This window comes from Paenibacillus sp. GCM10023252, from assembly GCF_042653305.1.
GTDB lineage: Bacteria > Bacillota > Bacilli > Paenibacillales > Paenibacillaceae > Pristimantibacillus.
Genome location: NZ_JBHSHW010000012.1, coordinates 1 through 14,128, shown reverse-complemented (window position 1 = coordinate 14,128; position 14,128 = coordinate 1). Strand labels below are relative to the sequence as shown.

Genomic DNA, 14,128 nt, shown 5'->3' with positions numbered 1-14,128 from the left:
AACTATGCATGTCAGCTTTTATTACATAAGAGTCACTTTTTCAGGGAAAATGGAACAATACTTGCTAATCTTCTACTGTAATTCAATATGACTTGCATGGAGGGAAGAATATGTTGACCAAGAAAGTAAGAGGCGGACTAGCTTCGATTCTCGTTCTCTGTATGTTCTTCTCATCGCTCGGACTGGCTACGGCTAGCGCTGCACAGAGTGATGAGCACGATTACGTAGGCCATTGGGCGGAAGCCGAGATCGACAAATGGATTGAATCAGGACTTATTAATGGTTATTCAGATGGGTCTTTTAAACCAGATCACCCCATAAAGAGAGCCGAGCTCGTTGCGCTCATTAATCGTACTTATGGATTCACTAAGACAGGAGATGCCAGCTTCACAGATGTAAAAGAAGGAGCCTGGTACGAGCAGGATATCCTGATTGCCGCAGAGCAAGGATATGTTCAAGGCTATACTGACGGCACGATTCGTCCAGAGAAGACAATTAGCCGTGCTGAAGCAGCACTTATCCTTGTGAGAGTACTTAAGCTTGATCTGGACAAGGCAGACCTGTCTGTACTCAAACAGTATACCGACGCAGCAGACATTCCATCGTGGAGCCGCGCTGCGATTGCTGCACTTAGCAAGCTTGGACTAATCAAAGGAAGCGAAGGCGGTCTGTTCCGTTCCACTTCTCCGCTGACTAGAGCTGAAGGAATTGTTCTGCTGGAGCGTGCTTCGGATACACCTGTACCGACGCCGACGCCATCCGCTACACCATCACCTTCGCCTTCGGCAACTCCCACAGCAACACCTGGTCCAGTGTACACTCCTTCACCAACACCGCCGACACCTGCTCCTTATGAGCTGCGTAATGTCACTCTGTCACAGAGAGACACTTCGACAGGACTGCTAATTGAACATTATCGTCTAGGCTTCCTCCCATCTACCAATACGGCCGGTGTGGATTCCTATCTCATGTTCTACTCCACCAGCGACAAGGCAGCAGTCTCCGCTTACTTAGCTGCACTTAGCAGAGATGATATTCTAACTGGTTATCTGACAAGTCTCACAACTGGCGCTAACGCTGGGAAAATATTCAGAATTACTGATCTGAGCTACGCAGATGGGGGAGCGAATACGTTCCGTTCTGGTCAGAAGGACTTGATTACTGGAGTATCCTTCGTAACTGGCCAATATTATGCCTATGCGGCAACGTTCGGCGCTGATGGTGTATTAGGTATCACAGCAGCCCCGACGAAAATAAACGTACAAATTCCTGCTTATCCTAAAAATGTTGAATTAACAGGTTCGGGAACAAGCCTTGCTAACTACACAGTTGAGTTCGACGATTCAGGCGACCCAGCGATCAGGAACTACTTCGTCTTCTATTCCAAAAAGGGCTTAGTCTCTGAAGTTGAAGATGAACTCTCCGGCAAAAGCCTCCTTGAGATTGAGCAGCTGGCCGCAGATAACCGTGGTATGCTGGTCGCATCCGGTTCACCTAACTATATGGTTACACTGAATGCGGACCAGAAGGAACTCGGCGGTACACCAGCTGGTCCAGATGAATATTACGCTTATGTGGCTGCGTTAGACAATCAAGGCATCCAAGGTATATCCAAGACTGAAGCCATGATGATCACAGCACCAGCACCAGCGCCGTTAGTCAGCATTGGCAATGGTCCGGGGACAGGAGCCGTGCTTCCAGGCGGAGGTTCCTCTTCAGGAAGTCCTTACAATGTTGCGAACTCTCCTTACTTGAAAGCTCTGAGAACGGCTACAGGCAAGCCTGTTAACGAGCGGCCGCGAATCGCGATCTTCACGCCAGGTGATGCCGATACTGTATACTACAACTTCTACGATTATGATGGATATTCTCTAGAGCAAGAATACACTGACTATGGATTTGAACCTGTATTCATCCCTCTTGCCGTTAACAACTATGAGCTCTATGCGAATAACTCTTATTGGGCTGATGTGGTGAAGAGCTGTGAGGCCGTATTCCTCCAAGGCGGGGATCAAGCCAGACATGCCAGGCAGCTGCTGAACGATGATGGAAGCCTCTCATTGCTGGCTCAAGCAATCCAGTATGTATACGAGCAAGGCGGTGTTGTTGGAGGAACTAGCGCTGGAGCACATATTCAGAGTAATCCAGTGTTCGGCTTCGGAGACAGCTATCCGTCACTGGTCTATAACCAGACGGAGGAAGTTGAGATTGGAGATATTCCTACCGGTTCCTTGCTTGATCCCATAGATGCAGGTAATAACCTGTCACTAGCTGGACTTGGCTTGTTGAATGAGAACATTATCTATGACACCCACTTCGATGCACGCGGCCGATTAGGACGTCTTGTCATCGGTCTTCGCGACACTGGTGCCGAGCTTGGCATCGGTATGGATGAAGGCACAGGATTGCTCGTACGCAACGGAGTTGGAACGGTAGTAGGCCATAATGGTGTATACATCGTTAACTCTAACGGTGCTACCTTCAATGGAGCTGGACCAGCTCGCTACTTCAAGGCAAGCGGAGTGAAGTTCAGCTATCTAACTGCTGGCGACCAATACAACTTCTCAACTAAGGTGGTTACCCCAGCTGCTGGTAAGGTACAGATTACTTCACCTGCTGGTACGGTATATACAACGAATGATATCTTCTCAAGAAATGCTGTGAAATATCAGTCAACCAAAACCATTCTGTCGCTCATCAATAGCACAGATACTTCAGTGGTTACCTCTGCACAGAAGCATGCAGTTGCCGGCGGTCCGGAATTCGCCGTTACCTTCTCCAAAGATGCATCCACAGTAGGATATGCATCACCAACAGATGGTTATACAACGGGGAACTCTGCAGCTACCACTTCTCTAGCAGGCTATAAAAAAACAACCATTATCGACATGATTATGAGTATCGCTCCAACACCTGAAACTCCGCCGCCATCTGCTGTAACGATTGAATCTGTGCTTCATTATTCCTATGATGATGAAGTATATATTGAGTTCTCAGATGAATTGTCTGCGGGATCAATTACCCAAGCTAATATTATCCTTACAGGAAACGCCTATTATGTAGATACTCCTCCTTATCCGGATTATCTAGCCGATACGTATGAAGTACACATAAGAGGAGTAGATGACTTCGAAGACGGAGACACCATTACCTTAACCAACATCAAGGATAGCAACGGCAAATTCATTCCTACTGTAACTTATGTTAAATCAAGCGGAGTATGGGTCGTGCAATAAAGACAAGCAAAAAGAAGGATCCTTGGCATAAGCCCGGATCCTTCTTTTTTTGACAACCAATCATCACCGAAAGGCAGCAACATCCACCAGCATCCTCACTACCGTCGTCTTCTTGAAGCCTCGAAGCGCGGTTACGGCTTGGTGATTGCCCGTTGTATATCCTTCGCCAGATTCGAAGCCGAGGGTCTGAGCATCCTTACGGAAGGTGACGACGTAATCCGGCCCATAGGATATTCCGTGCTTATGGACTCCTGCTTGCACCGAATCGGCTGCACTATGCATGAGTGAGAGGATGACCGCTGTTGTCTGGTACTTCAGCTCGCCGCGTGAGAACAGATCCATCGAATCGAATGATTCTTGATCGGCTCTAGTAACAACAGGGAGCTTATGCTCAGCTGGCGTAATCGCGAACGTATCCAAGTCAATCTGGTCGCCGGATGTCAGATAGCTGATCCTAACCCCCTCAGCCCGGAAAGTCTCACCTGAACCGCGAGGACCATAAGAAGCTCCCTCCGACTCTATGACAAAGACCCCATTATGACCGACAACTGTGCCCGTGCTTCCGCGTATCAACAGCCCCGTCCCCTCATCTAAGCCGATTCCCGCCCTTGCTCCCGTATCTCTCAGCCCTACAAGCAGCCTGCCCAGTCTTCCTCTCGCGTCGAAGTGGGTATCGTAGATGAACCCTTCTCTTGCGAACCCTAAGCCTGGAATAATCATGTTATTGCCGGGCAGCTTAGGAGTATGTATATCGTCGACAAGGAGCTCAGCTGGAGTCTGAATGGTCTCTGCCTGATTGTAGACCATAGCAGGGTAGCTGTCTCCGAACCCGAACACAGGGCTGCTCTGAACGTGGGCGCCAGCACTCGTCCCCGCTACAACTCCTCCTGCCTCATACACGTCACGAATCGCTTGAGCAAGCTTAGACAAGGTACCATCGTCATTCAACAATTGCCTGGCATGCCGCGCTTGATCACCGCCTTGGAGGAAGACAGCCTGACAGCTGCGGACTTGATTCGCCCAATAGGAGGAGTCGGCATATTCCTTATAGTTATCGATTGCAAGTGGAATGAAGACAGCCTCGAAGCCGTAATCGGCGTACTCTTGCTCTAGTGAATAGCCATCATAATCATAATAGTGATGACGGACAGCTTCAGCAGTTCCTGGTGAGAAGACCGCTATCCTCGGCCGCTCATCCTGCGTGGCGGAGACCACTCCACGCAACGCGTGCAGGAACGGGGAATCCGCCAGCCCCAGCTCAGATCCCGATGTTGTCCCCCCTCCGACCAACCATGTCCCGGTTCCCGAGCCGCTGCCAACCGTTATGGGAGGTACTGCATTCGTATACTCATTCATAAGTCCATGCTCCTTACTTCATTCGATAGGTCTGCTTACACATGTACTAGCAAATAACATTCCTAACTCTATATAATCACAACTAGACCGTCCAAGCATCACTCCTGCGTGATGGTGAACGGCCTTATGTGTGTGAATTGCTTATAGGCAGCTGCTTATGGTCTGGCTGCTCCTCATGAACTTATTTGAACTTCCAACAGCGATCGCAGCTGATCCTCCGTCACATCATCATCCAAGACGCTTGAGACGAGAATATCCGGCTTGTCGTGCTTCGTCAGGCGATCCCCGCTGAGATGATATCCGCCCTCTCTCGCTAGCGTATACATCTTGCAGAATCGGTTAAGCTGCGTAATGGCGTAGTCCAGATCGTTGTAGATGCCGAGCTTGTTCCCCGTACCAAGCGGATTCGTTGCACTCTGAATGCACACCTGGAACAGCTTTTCTTCTTCGCCAATTTCCTTGACAATCAGTTCACTGCCGAAGCAGGGCGTCCGGTACTTAATCGTCATTTTGGCCACCATCCTTTTGTTATTTGAATTTTCTGATAATTTAAAAGGGATGATAAGGGTTTCGTTGTATAGTTGCCTTAATTGTTGTGGTGTGTATACTTGCTATTACACAGTCGGCCCCCTCTTGAAACACTAGGAAGTGAAAAAGATTGGGCAAGACATTGATCGGTCAGCCATAGGATGAGCAAACTACAAAAAGAGCCCGGTGTCCCGGGCTCTCTAGCTGTGTCATTAACTGCAAAGTAACAACTCTGTCTGTATTACCAAGCGTTAACCCCTAATCGGCTAATCGTCTCTTCAATAAAAGCAGGCTCATCCTCAGGCGTTCTCGACGTAATGAGGTTGCGGTCTACGACCACTTCCTTATCCACGAAGGTCCCTCCAGCTTCCCTGACCTCATCTGCAATCCCTGGATAGGAGGTTAAGGTGCGGCCCTTCAGCAGTCCAGCCTTGGCAAGAATCTGAGGACCATGACAGATCGCAGCAATTGTTATGCCTGCCTTGTCCGCTTCTTGTACGAAGGATTGCACATGCTCATCATCCATCAGGTGAGAAGGAGACTTACCTCCTGGAATAATAATGGCCGAATAGTCCTTCGGACTTGCATCCTTCACCGCCAGATGGGATGTGTATCTCACCTTACCCTTCTTTCCCTTCAGCTCCTCTGACGCCTTAAGAGAGAGGATGACCGCTTCATGGCCATTCTTCACCATCTCATCGTAGGGGTTGCTCATCTCCGAATCCTCGAATCCGTCGGCCAGCAAGAAGGCTACTCTCTTACCCTGATTCATTGCTCTCACTCCTCATCCTAATCTCATTCACTCCTCAGTAAATTACCCTATTCCTCCAATGTTCAAGCATTGATAATTAGGCTGGTTATCTGGGTACGACAAGAACGCAGGGAGCCGCTCCCTGCGTTCTTGGTGACCTGCTCATATGCCTTAAGCCTGCGGGGACGCAATAATGATAACTCGTCCACGATCAAGCTCCTGTTCGTAGCGCTCGGCTTCCCGCCCAGTTAGTCCAACCGACTCCAGCTTCGAGCGAAGCTCATCTCCTCTGGATCGGAACAGATTCGCCATCGCGTTGAACACACCTTCCTCAGATACACCGATCTTGTTCGTGTTCGTCGATTCCGACAGCGTATCCGTTCTCTCCTCATCATGGGCTAGCACATAGATGTCTTCTTGCTTATACCCCTGCTGACTAAGTTCACGAACCGCATTAAGAGCGGCAATTCCAGTATCTACTACTTGCACAGCTGGTCTCATAGGTCATTCCTCCATTTTGTATAGAAAATTAAACGATCACATTACCATTAGTTAGTAACTTACTTATATTGCTTGACCGGTCTAGGCTATATTAACCATGTTGCCTTGCCATGAAACAGGTGACATATGGCTTACTTAATATTCGAATCCTTCCTTCGACCTCTGAGAATGTCTCCTGTCCATCCCTTGTACCTCATCCAATAATAGACCGCCAGAGTCGATGCCAGGATTAGTCCGATTGAACCCGCATACCCCCACTTCCACTCCAGCTCAGGCATGAACTTGAAGTTCATTCCCCAGAGCGCCCCGAAGGACATGACAGGGGTACAGACGACGGTGAACACGGTCAGTGTCTTCATAATATCATTGCCGCGATAATTCGTAATATTGTCATCAATGCGCAGCAGCTTCTCCACCTCTTGCTCATAATGCTGCTCCAGCATCGTAATCCTTCTCAGCCTGGCCTCGGTCCGCTTGTACTCCGACTTCTCGGTCACCTGCTCCTCGAAGGCTTCCTCTGCAGCACATAGAATCTCGCGCAGCGGCATCGTAATGGAGGTGCGTCTTAGAAGCTCGAACCTGCGGTTAATGATCTCGTCAAGCACATGAAGCCCATTGCGCTCTTGCATCCTGCGCTCCAGCTTCATGAGCTCCAGCTCGAATTCATCCATGCCGTCCAGATAGGTGTTAATCAGCTCACCCAATATGAGCATGAAGCCTTCCGTCGCATTCTCCACCTGTTGAAGCTTCTCCAGCAGGGCCGCATGAGTTGTCCGTGTGAACAGGTTCTCCGACAGCCCAATCGTGATGAGCATACGGGAAGAGATGTAATAGTGGACAAGGCAGAGCCTATCCGGCCTGTTCAAGTCCTGACAGACGGTAAGCGTCCCGCATAGCGCGTTATCCTCACCGCGATGAGCATAGACTTCGGTATAATTCGCCTTCCGCCGCTCATATTCGGTAAGCCAAGCCCCGCATTCCGGATACTTCTGGACCCACTCTGCCCGCTCGTCGGCATCAAGCTTCATCCAATCATGCCATACCCAATCCTGTTCGTTCTGTATATAGAACGTACCCATCGTAACACCTTCCTATCCGCAATCTACCCAATCATTAACCAACACTCTGACGGGATGAATCAGGAATATATGGGAAATAGGCCTGCACCCTAAGGGCAGACCTACCTCATTCTAGTACGGAGCTTAGAAGTCTCTGCGGCGAAGAATAACCATCCCGAGCAGCAATGCCGTAAGCATATAGCAGGCAATGTAGATCAGGAAGGCGTTCGAGGGCACCGTACCTAAGCTGAACGGGCCAAGATTGTCCATATTGATGATCCCTTGGAGCTCCTTCATATTGAACAGCTCCACCATCATTCGCTGCTGCAACGAATCTGCCGGCATGAGGATAGCAATCAGGCCTGATATCGTCTCCATCCGATTGACCGCATCTTCGTCGAACGCTTCAGACCTCAGCACCTTCTCTACCATGCCCCCGAGCCAGCCCATGCCATACAGCATCGTCATGGCAACCCCGTTGCCGAGCGGAGAGAGCCAGACCGAACCGAGCATCGTTATGGACACCAGCAACGGAATGATGGACGCGAACAAGAGGAATGCCTTCACCATAGTTAGTACCTCGAGCGCGAAGCCAGTCGTTAGATAGGTGATGAGGAGAATAGAGGTGAAAATAACGAAAGCATACAGCACCCCAAAGCAAACGAACCCTAACCATCTCCCCAAATACCACTTCCAGCGTGGAATGGGCCTGGCTAATACAGATTGCAGCACGCCATTCTCTGCCTCTCCGGATACCGCGGCAACCGCGCTGAATATGGCAAGGAAGGCAACAGCGAATGTCCCGAAGAAGAAGCCTAGAGCGATCATCGTGATGCTGTCTCTTATATTCGCCATCAAGTCGAACAGATTAGCGACCTCTCTGGCTTCTTGTTCAGTGTGAATAGATTGTGCGATGAACCAGAAAATAACCCAGAATAAAACCGTCATGATGACGGTCATTAAGGTAACTTTTTTGCGAAGGAGCTCCTTCCAAGTCAGTCCCCATACGGCTGTCATTGGCGTTCCCCCCTATGCTCAAGGCCAGAGACCGCTTCGACGAACCATTCATCCAGCCTCGACCTCATCTTCTTCACTTCATACAAGGTCATCCCCTGCTCCATGATGAGGTAGTTCAAGTATCCGACCTGCTCCTGATCCTCGAGCTCCGCCTCCAGCCATACGGACCCGTCAGGGAGCGGATCCGGGCCGCTTGCCACATGAATCGGCGCAAGAGTTGCTTCGCGCAGTGGGTCAAGGACGTCGGGAGTGAAGCCGCCAATGCGGAGATGGTAACGGGAACGCTCCCGCAGCACCTCCTCAATCGAGCCTTGGGCAAGAATCTGACCATTGTTCAGCAGCGCTACCCGGTCACACACCTCTTCCACATCCTCCAGCAGATGAGAATTAAGGAAGATTGTCTTGCCCTGCTTACGCAGGCGGGCAAGCAGCTGGCGCACCTCATATCGGCCTACCGGATCGAGCGCCGAAGCCGGCTCGTCCAGAAAGACGATATCAGGATCGCCAAGCAGTGCACACGCCAGCCCCAGCCGCTGCTGCATGCCCTTGGAATAGCCCTTAATGCGGTCCTTGCCGCGCTTGCCGATGCCTACCTCTTGGAGGAGCTGGTTGATACGGGCATTAGCCGTCGTCTTGTCGAGACCGCACAGCTTGGCATGGAAGTGCAGCGCTTCAACGCCGGAGAGCCAGTCCGGGTAGCGGAACAGCTCCGGCAGGTATCCGATTCTTCGGCGAGCCTCGACTGAGCCGGATGGCTTACCATAGATAAGAGCCTCACCGGATGTAGGGGTGATGAGGCCGACGAGCATTTTCACCAGGGTGCTCTTGCCTGCCCCGTTAGGGCCGAGGAAGCCGAAGGCTTCCCCGGTGTTAATCTGCAGGGAGACGTCGCGGCAGCCGCGTCCGTCCCCGTAATCCTTCGTTAAGTGAGTCGCTGCAATCGCTGCTGGAGTAGACATTACGCTTGCACCAGCTGGGCAAGCAGCTCTTCCACTTCGGCGCGCTCGGTGAACTTATTGAAGCTTGCATAGACCATCATATCATCCTGCTTCCATACGACAGACCAATAATCAGAGGAATCCTCGCTAGGCTGGGAGATGTACAGATCTAATCCCCCAATCGTTATCTTATCCGCCTTGCCGTCTGTAATGAGTGGAAGCGGAACCTGACCATCGTCAAGCTTGGTGGAGTAGGCCAGTGCGTTGCGAAGATGATCTGGAATAACTGGGAAGCGGATAACCGCCTCGTAGGCATCCTGCGCATCAATGGATGGATCAATCTCCAGTGTTGGAATAGCTACGTAGCTCAGAGATACGTGCTTGCCCTGCTCCTGCCCAGCTTGTTGATAGTTGACGCTGAGTGTCCGCTCTGTCTGCAGAGTAATCGGCTTATCGTGTATGGATTCCGGCAGCAGCTTCTCTGCGCCAAGCTTCTTCATCAGCTTGTTAATCTCATCCACCTTAGGGCGGAAGGTGAGCTGCTGGGCCGGTCCAGAGCTAAGGTCCAGCTGCGTCTTCTCCCCAAGCTGAAGGGCAGGAATCTTGAGACCGAACTGCTCTTGTACCTGCTGCGGGGTCAACTTGTTCACGTGCTCACCCGTAGTCGTATGCTCGAAGACGCCGAACTTATTCGTAGCTTCCGTGTCGGATTCGCTGTAGAAGATGCTATTGAACATCTGCTCGATGTCATCCTCCTGCACAACGACGACCTGCTCCATGCGGAACTTGTTCAGTAAGGCGGCCAGCGCCTGATTCGTGGACGGTGCTGCGATGACCACAGCAAGGACAGCTGCTGCTGTAGCCATACCGACCTTCGCTGAATGCCGCTTCAGCCAGCTGCGGCGAACGGCAGGCTTAGTTGCCTCCTTGTCCAATCCCCCTTGAGCAGCTAGGTGTAACTGCGGCCGTAGTATGGACGGCGAGCTCGCTTGGGCCGCCGGTGTCGCTTCCTTCAGCTGTGTGTGATTCTCTGTAGACGCACGGCCTGCTTGTTCCTGAGCTGCCCATTGCTGCCACAATGGCGAAGCTTCTTCCTTCTGCAGCTGCTTCTCTAGCCGTATCCAAGCTTCATGCGTTGTAGAGTCGATCTTGCTCTTCTTGTTATCCATCTATGCGTTCCTCCTATTCGTTCGTTGTAATCCCGTGCTTGCCGCTTACCGCCTGTCGCTTGAATCTCTCGCCAGCCCGGCGCAGCATCGTGCCTACTTGGGGCAGCCGCACCTGCATCTTCTCTGCAATCTCAGCATAGCTGCAGCCTTCATATCGAAGCATCAGCAGCTTCCGATCACGCTCAGGCAGCGCATCCAGCCATCCTTGTACCTGCTGGCGGTCTTCCTGCTGGATGAGAAGTTCTTCATTCGAAGCAGAGCTGCCCTGCTCGGTCTGAATCTGCAAGCCTTGGCGCTCGGCAAGCGCCCTCTCTCTCGTCTTCTTATCTATATGGTCGTATGCCATTCTCGTAAGTACACGGTGCAGCCATGCACCAACCGCCCCGAATTCATCCGGCGGATTCCTGTACAGCTTCAAGAATACTTCCTGAGCCAGATCCTCTGCAGCAGCTTCATCCTTGACAATGGCGATCAGCTTGCGGCGTACAGAGGGATAATGGGTCTCATAACACTCTCGAAAGAGATTCGGCGCCGAAGTCTCCATTCTCGTATCCTCCTCCTTCTCCTCATCATCGTAACGCTTCAACGTTACATAAGGAAGACGGTGCTTGCGGTTATTTTGTAACACTATGATAAAAAAAAAGACAAACCCTATGGCAAGGGCTTGCCTAATTGATAGTATAACAGCTAACGAATAAGTCCATGCGGGTCAATAACGAACTTCTTCGACGCCCCGCGGTCGAATGCTTGATAGGCCTGTGGCGCCTCCTCCAGGGAAATAACCGTTGCGTTAACGGCCTTCGCAATCTGGGCTCGTCCACTTAAGATAGAGGTCATTAGCTCGCGATGGTACTGCATAACCGGTGTCTGTCCAGTGACGAACGTGTGCGACTTCGCCCAACCTAAGCCGAATCGAATGCGGAGCGTGCCATGTCTGGCATCCTCATCCACTGCACCTGGATCCCCGGTAACGTAGAGGCCTGGAATACCCAGTCTGCCGCCTGCACGAGTAACTTCCATAATGGAGTTCAGTACGGTTGCCGGCGCCTCCGAATGCCCATGTCCATGGCCATGTGCCTCGAAGCCTACGCAGTCAATCGCCGAATCAACCTCAGGTGACCCAAGAATCTGATCAATCTGCTCGCCTAGATTCGGATGCTGGCTAAGATCTACCGTCTCGCAGCCGAAGCTGCGCGCTTGAGCTAGCCGTTCGCTATTGAGATCACCGACGATGACGACAGCCGCGCCGAGCAGCTGTGCCGAGTGAGCAGCAGCTAGTCCGACCGGACCTGCACCGGCCACATAGACGGTTGAGCCGGGACGAACCCCAGCGCTGACTGCGCCATGATAGCCCGTTGGGAAAATATCAGAGAGCATCGTCAGGTCGCGAATCTTGTCCATCGCCTGATCCTTATCCGGGAACTTCAGCAGTTGGAAGTCAGCGTAAGGAACCATTACGTATTCGGATTGCCCGCCAACCCAGCCTCCCATATCTACATATCCGTATGCAGAGCCTGGACGGTCAGGATTCACGTTCAAGCAGACGTTCGTATTACGCTCCTTGCAGCTCCGGCAGCGGCCGCACGCAATGTTGAAGGGAACGGAGACGAGATCGCCCTTCTTGATGAACTCGACATCCCGGCCAACCTCAATAACCTCGCCGGTGATCTCATGGCCAAGAATAAGGCCGCTTGGAGCGGTCGTCCGGCCCCTAACCATATGCTGGTCACTGCCGCATATGTTGGTAGATACAACCTTAAGAATGACGCCATGCTCACATTTCCTGCCTACGTTAAGCGGGTTGACACCTGGTCCATCCCTTAACACCAGATCCGGATATGCGGTATCCCGTACTTCAACCTTACCCGGCTCTGCATAGACAACTGCGCGATTTCCTGACATTAGCTTGCCAACTCCTCTGCGATAATGGATTATCCAGCTGTGATAGGTCATCGTCATGTAAACGCTTCATAGTTTATTGTATTTTACTGACAGCCACTCGTCAAATTTTTTTGGCATGGATGTGCAGGTTGAATCGACATAAGGATGCACAATGGTTATATGGAAAAAACACCTTCGACAGGACGTAGAGCGTCTTGTCGAAGGTGTTCTTGATGCTGGCTGGTGGTAGTTGCTGCAGATTGATGCTTATTGTGGCTGGTTATGGCTGGCTGAGGCTCAGTGGCTCATTCTTGCTGGTTAGGGCTGATTATTGCTCATTAAGGCTGATTGAGCTCATTATTGCTTATTTTCACCGGTCGCTGTTTGTGGCTTTGTTGCAGGATTTGCGGTTCCGCAGCTGCTTGCCGAATCACTTCTTATCGTTCGGCTCTTGGCTGCGCTGCATGAATTGCTTGTGCAGCTCCGCACGAAGCTCCTTCTCTGTCTTGCCATCAGACGCAATGCCTCTGGACTCCGCATACTTACGCAGATACTCGAGACGCTTCGCCTTATGCTCGGCCTTTAAGGCTTCCCACTTCTCCTTATTCGCCAGCTTCGCAGCATGCACTTCTTGTCTCAGCTGCTCTGGAGACTTGCCTTCTGTCTCTATGCCGAAGTACTTAGCCATATAACGAAGCCTCTCCAGCCGATGGGCCTCCCATTGCTCCCTGCTGTGCTCTGCTCGGTTGTGACCATACTCGCCTTCGCTAGACCGTGACTCTACACCAGGCTGCTCAGCAGGCTGTGCAGCTGCAGGCGCAGCGGCCTGCTCTGCTGCTGCAAGCCCAGCGGCGGGCTCCAACTTAACTGTTCCGTGGGCTGAAGCACCTGCGAAGAGCATCGCGCCTAAGATGCACCCTGTTATAGCTATCTTGATGTTCATCTCATCATCCAACCTCTCTAATCGTGATGTCCAGGGCATGTACCCATTCTGAACTATTTATGCCCTGAGCATGCGCGGTGTAGACGTAGTTAGATTGGATAGAGTAGCTCATTACATGGACCTTGTGAACCGTCAAGATCGGCTCAGTGTAGACGTTTATACTGTCCTAACGGAACCTACAGCCTCTATTTTGACATTTTAGCGTCTATTCTTAATCTAACGGAACTAGGAGACCTTATTGGGCCAATTTTGAGGGGAAACTCTACTCCACAAGGCAAATAAGGGCGTTCAGTTCCGTCCCTCGTATTTAAGGGGCTTTCTCACGAATGCTCACTCATTCGCAGGATTTCATTACAATGGAGATGGTGGTATCGGATGGTTTGCGGTAGGGTTGGGGCCGTCGAGCAGCTAGCGGGCGTACGGGAACAGAAGCAACGCAATACGCGCTTCCAGAAAATCCATATCCTGCACACTCCACATGGCCCATGGAGGTTCACCCTCCCAGATCTCAACGGGTCTACGCCCTCACATTCCTTCTTTACACCTGTCCATGGCGTGGAGACCGATAGCGTTTAATAAACGGGTCTATGCCCTTCCGGAACTGATACTCGGTTCTTTTGTGCTCATAGGTCGAGCAATCCTGCGAATGAGTCAATCCTCGTAATTTGTAGCTGGATTAGAGAAGCTTAGGCGGCAGCAAGATCTGCTTGAGCGCTGCGGTAGGTTTCCCCTCGCTGCACCATGCCAATC

At 51.4% G+C, this 14,128-nt stretch carries 12 protein-coding genes; 1 reads left to right on the top strand and 11 read right to left on the bottom strand.

Features of this window, described 5'->3' with window-relative positions; all coding sequences use genetic code 11:
- The first annotated feature begins 110 nt into the window (after positions 1–110).
- Complete coding sequence (locus ACFO9Q_RS09980) at positions 111–3,236, top strand: S-layer homology domain-containing protein (protein ID WP_379181375.1); 3,126 nt, start codon at positions 111–113, stop codon at positions 3,234–3,236.
- A gap of 63 nt (positions 3,237–3,299) precedes the next feature.
- On the opposite strand, the gene ACFO9Q_RS09975 is transcribed toward ACFO9Q_RS09980, so the two are convergent.
- The 11 genes from ACFO9Q_RS09975 to ACFO9Q_RS09925 form a co-directional block, all read right to left on the bottom strand.
- On the bottom strand, positions 3,300–4,592 hold the full coding sequence (locus ACFO9Q_RS09975) for a cyanophycinase (RefSeq protein WP_379181372.1): 1,293 nt from the start codon (positions 4,590–4,592) through the stop codon (positions 3,300–3,302).
- Positions 4,593–4,765: 173 nt separating this feature from the next.
- Positions 4,766–5,101 carry a hypothetical protein gene (locus ACFO9Q_RS09970; protein WP_379181370.1) on the bottom strand — a complete coding sequence of 112 codons (336 nt, stop codon included), beginning with the start codon at positions 5,099–5,101 and terminating at the stop codon, positions 4,766–4,768.
- Between the two features lie 260 nt (positions 5,102–5,361).
- On the bottom strand, positions 5,362–5,892 hold the full coding sequence (locus ACFO9Q_RS09965; protein WP_379181367.1) for a type 1 glutamine amidotransferase domain-containing protein: 531 nt from the start codon (positions 5,890–5,892) through the stop codon (positions 5,362–5,364).
- Positions 5,893–6,042: 150 nt separating this feature from the next.
- Entirely contained in the window at positions 6,043–6,372 is a 330-nt protein-coding gene (locus ACFO9Q_RS09960) for a general stress protein (protein ID WP_379181365.1), read from the bottom strand.
- A gap of 131 nt (positions 6,373–6,503) precedes the next feature.
- On the bottom strand, positions 6,504–7,451 hold the full coding sequence (locus ACFO9Q_RS09955) for a magnesium transporter CorA family protein (RefSeq protein WP_379181363.1): 948 nt from the start codon (positions 7,449–7,451) through the stop codon (positions 6,504–6,506).
- 123 nt (positions 7,452–7,574) lie between these two features.
- On the bottom strand, positions 7,575–8,447 hold the full coding sequence (locus ACFO9Q_RS09950) for an ABC transporter permease (protein ID WP_379181361.1): 873 nt from the start codon (positions 8,445–8,447) through the stop codon (positions 7,575–7,577).
- A complete protein-coding gene (locus ACFO9Q_RS09945) occupies positions 8,444–9,406 on the bottom strand; it encodes an ABC transporter ATP-binding protein (RefSeq protein WP_379181359.1) in 963 nt (320 codons plus the stop codon). Before ACFO9Q_RS09945 ends, ACFO9Q_RS09950 begins: the two co-directional genes overlap by 4 nt.
- Complete coding sequence (locus tag ACFO9Q_RS09940; RefSeq protein WP_379181357.1) at positions 9,406–10,554, bottom strand: hypothetical protein; 1,149 nt, start codon at positions 10,552–10,554, stop codon at positions 9,406–9,408. Before ACFO9Q_RS09940 ends, ACFO9Q_RS09945 begins: the two co-directional genes overlap by 1 nt.
- Before the next feature lie 13 nt (positions 10,555–10,567).
- On the bottom strand, positions 10,568–11,098 hold the full coding sequence (locus tag ACFO9Q_RS09935) for a sigma-70 family RNA polymerase sigma factor (RefSeq protein WP_379181355.1): 531 nt from the start codon (positions 11,096–11,098) through the stop codon (positions 10,568–10,570).
- Between the two features lie 143 nt (positions 11,099–11,241).
- On the bottom strand, positions 11,242–12,456 hold the full coding sequence (gene fdhA, locus ACFO9Q_RS09930) for a formaldehyde dehydrogenase, glutathione-independent (protein WP_379181353.1): 1,215 nt from the start codon (positions 12,454–12,456) through the stop codon (positions 11,242–11,244).
- A gap of 409 nt (positions 12,457–12,865) precedes the next feature.
- Complete coding sequence (locus ACFO9Q_RS09925) at positions 12,866–13,378, bottom strand: hypothetical protein (protein ID WP_379181351.1); 513 nt, start codon at positions 13,376–13,378, stop codon at positions 12,866–12,868.
- Between the last annotated feature and the right edge of the window lie 750 nt (positions 13,379–14,128).

Excerpts from the sequence above, each read along its gene's own strand:
- ACFO9Q_RS09980 (WP_379181375.1), top strand. The coding sequence starts at position 111 with ATGTTGACCAAGAAAGTAAGAGGCGGACTAGCTTCGATTCTCGTTCTC.
- ACFO9Q_RS09975 (WP_379181372.1), bottom strand. The coding sequence starts at position 4,592 with ATGAATGAGTATACGAATGCAGTACCTCCCATAACGGTTGGCAGCGGC.
- ACFO9Q_RS09970 (WP_379181370.1), bottom strand. The coding sequence starts at position 5,101 with ATGACGATTAAGTACCGGACGCCCTGCTTCGGCAGTGAACTGATTGTC.
- ACFO9Q_RS09965 (WP_379181367.1), bottom strand. The coding sequence starts at position 5,892 with ATGAATCAGGGTAAGAGAGTAGCCTTCTTGCTGGCCGACGGATTCGAG.
- ACFO9Q_RS09960 (WP_379181365.1), bottom strand. The coding sequence starts at position 6,372 with ATGAGACCAGCTGTGCAAGTAGTAGATACTGGAATTGCCGCTCTTAAT.
- ACFO9Q_RS09955 (WP_379181363.1), bottom strand. The coding sequence starts at position 7,451 with ATGGGTACGTTCTATATACAGAACGAACAGGATTGGGTATGGCATGAT.
- ACFO9Q_RS09950 (WP_379181361.1), bottom strand. The coding sequence starts at position 8,447 with ATGACAGCCGTATGGGGACTGACTTGGAAGGAGCTCCTTCGCAAAAAA.
- ACFO9Q_RS09945 (WP_379181359.1), bottom strand. The coding sequence starts at position 9,406 with ATGTCTACTCCAGCAGCGATTGCAGCGACTCACTTAACGAAGGATTAC.
- ACFO9Q_RS09940 (WP_379181357.1), bottom strand. The coding sequence starts at position 10,554 with ATGGATAACAAGAAGAGCAAGATCGACTCTACAACGCATGAAGCTTGG.
- ACFO9Q_RS09935 (WP_379181355.1), bottom strand. The coding sequence starts at position 11,098 with ATGGAGACTTCGGCGCCGAATCTCTTTCGAGAGTGTTATGAGACCCAT.
- fdhA (WP_379181353.1), bottom strand. The coding sequence starts at position 12,456 with ATGTCAGGAAATCGCGCAGTTGTCTATGCAGAGCCGGGTAAGGTTGAA.
- ACFO9Q_RS09925 (WP_379181351.1), bottom strand. The coding sequence starts at position 13,378 with ATGAACATCAAGATAGCTATAACAGGGTGCATCTTAGGCGCGATGCTC.